This window comes from Mesorhizobium sp. M7A.F.Ca.CA.001.10.2.1 (assembly GCF_003998575.1).
Classification (GTDB): domain Bacteria; phylum Pseudomonadota; class Alphaproteobacteria; order Rhizobiales; family Rhizobiaceae; genus Mesorhizobium.
Genome location: NZ_RZQY01000399.1, coordinates 1 through 5,473, shown reverse-complemented (window position 1 = coordinate 5,473; position 5,473 = coordinate 1). Strand labels below are relative to the sequence as shown.

General features: G+C 62.9%; 3 protein-coding genes and 1 pseudogene. 2 read left to right on the top strand and 2 right to left on the bottom strand.

Annotation, left to right across the window (positions count from 1 at the left end):
* Window positions 1-206: pseudogene (locus EN964_RS22835) on the top strand (lipid-A-disaccharide synthase); the annotation flags it as partial.
* A gap of 47 nt (window positions 207-253) precedes the next feature.
* Here the strand turns inward: EN964_RS22835 and gltA are convergent.
* Together gltA and gltX are read right to left on the bottom strand one after the other, a co-directional pair.
* Window positions 254-1,582, bottom strand: coding sequence for a citrate synthase (gltA, locus tag EN964_RS22830; RefSeq protein WP_127270290.1), 1,329 nt, complete (start codon window positions 1,580-1,582; stop codon window positions 254-256).
* Between the two features lie 185 nt (window positions 1,583-1,767).
* Window positions 1,768-3,192 carry a glutamate--tRNA ligase gene (gene gltX / locus EN964_RS22825; protein ID WP_127270289.1) on the bottom strand — a complete coding sequence of 475 codons (1,425 nt, stop codon included), beginning with the start codon at window positions 3,190-3,192 and terminating at the stop codon, window positions 1,768-1,770.
* Window positions 3,193-3,294: 102 nt separating this feature from the next.
* Here gltX and EN964_RS22820 point away from each other — a divergent pair.
* The coding region (locus tag EN964_RS22820; protein WP_164775938.1) for a ComEC/Rec2 family competence protein at window positions 3,295-5,473 on the top strand (2,179 nt) is incomplete at its 3' end.

The window sequence follows — 5,473 nt, the reverse complement described above, 5'->3', positions numbered from 1 at the left end:
CGCTTATTCCGGAATTCTACGACGGCTACATCAAGCCGAACAATCTGGCCCGGCAATTGGAAGCCCTGTTCGCCGACAGCGGCATGCGCGCCTGGCAGAAGAATGGATTTGCAGAGATCACGCGGCGCATGGCGACGGATAGACCGTCCGGCGAGATCGCCGCGCAGGTGGTGATGCGGTATGTCAAGAGAGGGAATAGTCAGTAGGGAAGTTCACCGTCCCTACTGCCTACTGCCCAATCCCTACTCCCAATTCACCGCTTGGCGATCGGCACGTAGTCACGCTCGGGTGCGCCGGTATAGAGCTGGCGCGGGCGGCCGATCTTCTGGCGCGGATCCTCGATCATCTCTTTCCACTGTGCGATCCAGCCGACGGTGCGGGCGACCGCGAACAGCACGGTGAACATGGTGGTGGGGAAACCCAGCGCCTTCAGCGTAATGCCGGAATAGAAGTCGACATTCGGGTAGAGCTTCTTCTCGATGAAATAGGGATCGGTCAGCGCGATCTTTTCCAGTTCCATGGCGATGTCGAGCAGCGGATCGTCCTTGATGCCGAGCTCGCCCAGAACCTCATGCGCCGTCTTCTGCATGATCTTGGCGCGCGGATCGTAGTTCTTGTAGACGCGGTGGCCAAAGCCCATCAAGCGGAACGGGTCGTTCTTGTCCTTGGCGCGAGCGATGAATTCGGGGATGTGATCGACATGGCCGATCTCGCCAAGCATGTTGAGCGCCGCTTCATTGGCGCCGCCATGCGCTGGGCCCCACAGGCAAGCGATGCCGGCGGCGATGCACGCGAACGGGTTGGCGCCCGACGAGCCGGCGAGACGAACGGTCGAGGTCGAGGCGTTCTGCTCGTGGTCGGCGTGCAGAATGAAGATGCGCTCCATGGCGCGCGCCAGCACCGGGTTGATCTTGTATTCCTCGCACGGCACGGCAAAGCACATGTGCAGGAAGTTGGCGGCGAAGTTCAGTTCGTTCTTCGGGTAAATGAAGGGCTGGCCGATGTGGTATTTGTAGGCCATCGCCGCGATCGTTGGCATCTTGGCGATCAGCCGCATGGAGGCAACCATGCGCTGGTAGGGGTCGGAGATGTCGGTGGAGTCGTGGTAGAAGGCCGACAGCGCGCCGACCACGCCGCACATCACCGCCATCGGGTGCGCGTCGCGGCGGAAGCCGGTGAAAAAGCGCGACATCTGCTCATGCACCATGGTGTGGCGCGTCACACGATAGTCGAAGTCGTCCTTCTGCGCCTTGGTCGGCAGTTCGCCGTAAAGCAGGAGATAGCAGACCTCGAGGAAGTCGCCGTGTTCGGCCAGTTGGTCGATCGGATAGCCGCGGTGCAGCAGGATGCCGGCATCGCCGTCGATGAAGGTGATTTCCGACTCGCAGCTTGCCGTCGAGGTGAAGCCCGGATCGTAAGTGAAGGCGCCGGTGGTTGAGTAGAGCGAGGCGATGTCGATGACATCAGGCCCGACCGAACCACTTCGCACCTTGAATTCATGGGTCTTGCCGGCGAATGCAAGCGTTGCCGTGGCCTCCTGGGTCTTGCCGCCCAAATCCATTTTTTTCGCAGCTTCGGTCATTGCAAACTCCTTCTTGTTTCCTCATGCCGGCAAAGGCAAAATTCTGCAGAGCGACACGTCGAAAATCACCGCAATGCGCGTATTCGCCACCGCATTTCAGGAGGTGCGTGCCAGATTGGGCCAAGGCCTAATGTTGCACTGCGAAACCCGCCTTTCAATGCCAATCTTCTTGGGCCAGTTTGCTCCTAATCGATTTGATCTGAGATGCGCGCCAGGCTTTCCTCGCGGCCGAGCACGGCGAGCACATCGAACACGCCCGGCGAGGTGCTTTTGCCGGTCAACGCAGCGCGCAAAGGCTGGGCCACCGCGCCGAGCTTGTGACTGCCGGCCGCTGCCACCTCGCGTATCGCCGCCTCCGCCGAGGCGGCTGTCCAGTCACTCGCAAGCCCGTTCAAAGCTTCGTGAGCACTGCGCAGGATCTTGCGGGCATCGTCGGTAAGCAGAAGGGCCGCCTTGTCGTCGATCGGCAGGGGGCGCGTGGCGAACAGGAAGGCCGCGCCATCGACGAGCTCGACCAGCGTCTTGGCGCGGTCCTTCAAGCCCGGAAGCGCTGCCAGCAACTGCGCCTTGGTGCTGTCGTTCAGGCGCGCGGCGATCGCCGGGCCACCTTCGAGATAGGGCAGGGTAGCGATGAAGATGTCGAACAGTCGGGCATCGCTCATGCGGCGCATATGCGCGCCGTTGATCGCCTCCAGCTTGGCGAAGTCGAAGCGCGCCGCGCCCTTGTTGACATCGCCGATGTCGAACCACGAGATCATATCCTTGATCGACATGATCTCGTCGTCGCCATGGCTCCAGCCAAGGCGCGCCAGGTAATTGAGCAGCGCCTCCGGCAGGTAGCCCATGGCGCGATAGGCCTCGACGCCAAGCGCGCCGTGCCGCTTCGACAGCTTGGCGCCATCGGCGCCGTGGATCAGCGGGATATGCGACATGGACGGCACGTTCCAGCCCATGGCGTTGTAGATCACGGTCTGGCGAGCGGCGTTGGTCAGATGATCGTCGCCGCGAATGATATGGGTGACTCCCATATCATGATCATCGACGACGACGGCATGCATGTAAGTGGGATTGCCGTCAGAACGCAGGATGATGAAGTCATCGAGATCCTTGTTGGGAAAGCGCACCTCGCCCTGGACACGGTCATGGACGATGGTCTCGCCGTCGGTCGGCGCCTTGATACGAATGGCGCCCTTGACGCCTGCGGGCGCCTCAGAGGGGTCGCGGTCGCGCCAGCGGCCGTCATAGCGGGGCGGCAGCCCCTTGGCTCTGGCGGCCTCGCGCATGGCCTCCAGTTCGGCCGGCGTGGCATAGCAATAATAGGCCTTGCCCATGCGCACGAGCTCCTCAGCCACCTCGCGGTGGCGCGGAGCACGCTCGAACTGCGACACCGGCTCGCCGTCCCAGCTCAGGCCAAGCCAGGAAAGCCCGTCGAGGATGGCAGCCGTCGCGGCTTCATTGGAGCGTTCGCGGTCGGTGTCCTCGATGCGCAGCAGCATCGTGCCGCCAGTGTGCTTCGCATACAGCCAGTTGAACAGCGCCGTGCGCGCGCCGCCTATGTGCAGATAGCCGGTGGGCGAAGGGGCAAAACGGGTGACGACCTTGTCGGACATGGAACTCTCGGAAACCATCTGAAGCGGGGTGCGGTTGCGCGGGCTTTCGCGCGCCCGGCGTTCATGTAGCATAGGGTGTCGAGGGCGCAAGGGGCAGACCCGATGGCTGGACGAGGCTGGGGCTCGGATCAGGGCGAGGACGCTGCCATCGGCGTCAGCGAACGGTCCCTGTTTGCGCCTCGGCCAGCCCCATTGCCGCCGCCATCGCCCCTTGTGCCGGATCCCGGCAAGGCGCCCTTGCAAGCGGATGTCGCCGCCTCTGTTCCTGTTGCCGAAACCGGCAGGATCGTTCGCGTGCGCCGGCAAATCAGCCTGACATCACTGCCTCGCCTGCGCCACAGCGTGAACACGGCGGCGAGCCTGGAACTCGACCGGGGCGTGGCCTTCCTGCTGGTGCCGGTCTGCCTGGCGATCGGAGCGATCGGCTATTTTTCGCTGACGGCTGAACCCGACTTTGCGAGACCTGTCGCGGTTGTCATCTTGACGGGGATCTGTGCGCTGGTCTCGCGCTCATGGCCAAAGACCCATCTGTGTTTCATGGCGGCGCTTTTGTGCGCCCTAGGACTGCTTGCTGCCAAGGTCGAGACGTGGCGTGCGGGCACACAAATGTTGGGCTCGGAAATCTCGACGCAGGTGACCGGCCGCGTCGTCTCGCTCGACCGGATGGAAACTGGCCGTATCCGGCTGACCATCGACGTGACGTCGACCGCAAGACCGAAACTGCGCTATGCGCCGGAACGGGTGCGGCTTTCGGCACGCAAGATCCCGGCTGACGTGACCGCAGGCTCCCTCATCACTGGATATGCCAAGCTTTTGCCGCCGACTGGGCCGGTGCGGCCGGACAGCTATGATTTCTCCTTCGACAGCTATTTTGCCGGCATCGGCGGCAGCGGGTTCTTTCTCGGCAACCCCAAGCTTGTCGTCAGCGACGGTGGCGACATGCCGCTGCCGGCCCGAATTTCCTCTAGCGTGGAAAATGCCCGCGAGGCCATCGCCGACCATATCAGGGCGAGCGTCGGCGGCGCCGAAGGCGAGATCGCCGCGGCGCTGATCGTCGGCGTGCGCGCCGGCATTCCCGATGACATCAATGAGGCGATGCGACGTACCGGCATCTACCACATCATCTCGATTTCGGGACTGCACATGGCGCTGGTCGCAGGCACCATCATGGGCTTGCTGCGCGGCGCCTTCGCCTTGTTTCCCGACTTTTCCGCGCGTCGCCCGGTCAAGAAGTATGCCGCCTTCGCCGCACTGTTCTCGATCGCGGCCTATCTCATCATCTCTGGAGTCGTCGTTGCCGCCGAGCGCAGCTTCATCATGCTGGCGGTGATGCTGATTGCCGTGCTGTTCGATCGAGCAGCACTCACCATGCGCAATCTGGCGATCTCGGCGATCGCCGTCATCGTGGTGTCGCCGCATGAGGTGGTCGGCCCGAGTTTTCAGATGTCGTTCGCCGCGACCGCGGCTCTGGTCGGCGCCTATGCCGGCTGGGCCGATCACCGCGCGGGAAAAGCAAGACCGCCGCCCCCAAAGCGATCCATGCCCGGTTTCCTGACGCGAAAGTTCGTGCTCGCGGCAACCGGCCTTGCCATGACCTCCATCATCGCCGGCAGCGCCACGACGCTGTTTGCCATCTGGCATTTTCAGCGTGTGTCGCCGCTCAGCCTGTTCGCCAATCTGGCGGTTATGCCGATCGTCACCGTCGTCATGTTCCTGGCTGTCGCAAGCGCGCTGCTGATGCCTTTCGGATTGGATTGGCCGGCCCTCTACCTGATGGGCAAGGGCCTGACGGTGATGATCGCCATATCGGGTTGGATCTCCGAACGTTCGCCTGTCGATGGGGTTGGGCTGATTTCGCAGCAATCTGTCCTGCTGGTGACAATTGCCCTGGTCATCGCGACGATGGCGACAACTTGGCTGCGGCTCGCTGCTCTGCCATTCGCGCTGGCAGGCTTGCTGACCGTCTCGGATACGCGCACGCCGGATGTGCTGATCTCGGAAGACGCCCGGCTGGTGGCGTTGCCGATCGGTGGCGGCGAGCTTGCCGTCAGCCGGGAACGGCCGAACGAATTCACCGTCGACAACTGGAAACGCGCCCTGACATCAGAAACCATCGTCGTGCCAGAGGTGTTCGACAAGAGCGATGGGCAATTCGACGTCGCGGACGCCGTTGAGCTACCGCCGGGATCGCCGTTCTATTGCTCCTCAGGCGTTTGCGTGGCCAGGCATATGTCCGGTGCGATCATTGCCTATGTCGAGGACCGCAAGGACACCTGGAAAG

Excerpts from the sequence above, each read along its gene's own strand:
- gltA (WP_127270290.1), bottom strand. The coding sequence starts at position 1,582 with ATGACCGAAGCTGCGAAAAAAATGGATTTGGGCGGCAAGACCCAGGAG.
- gltX (WP_127270289.1), bottom strand. The coding sequence starts at position 3,192 with ATGTCCGACAAGGTCGTCACCCGTTTTGCCCCTTCGCCCACCGGCTAT.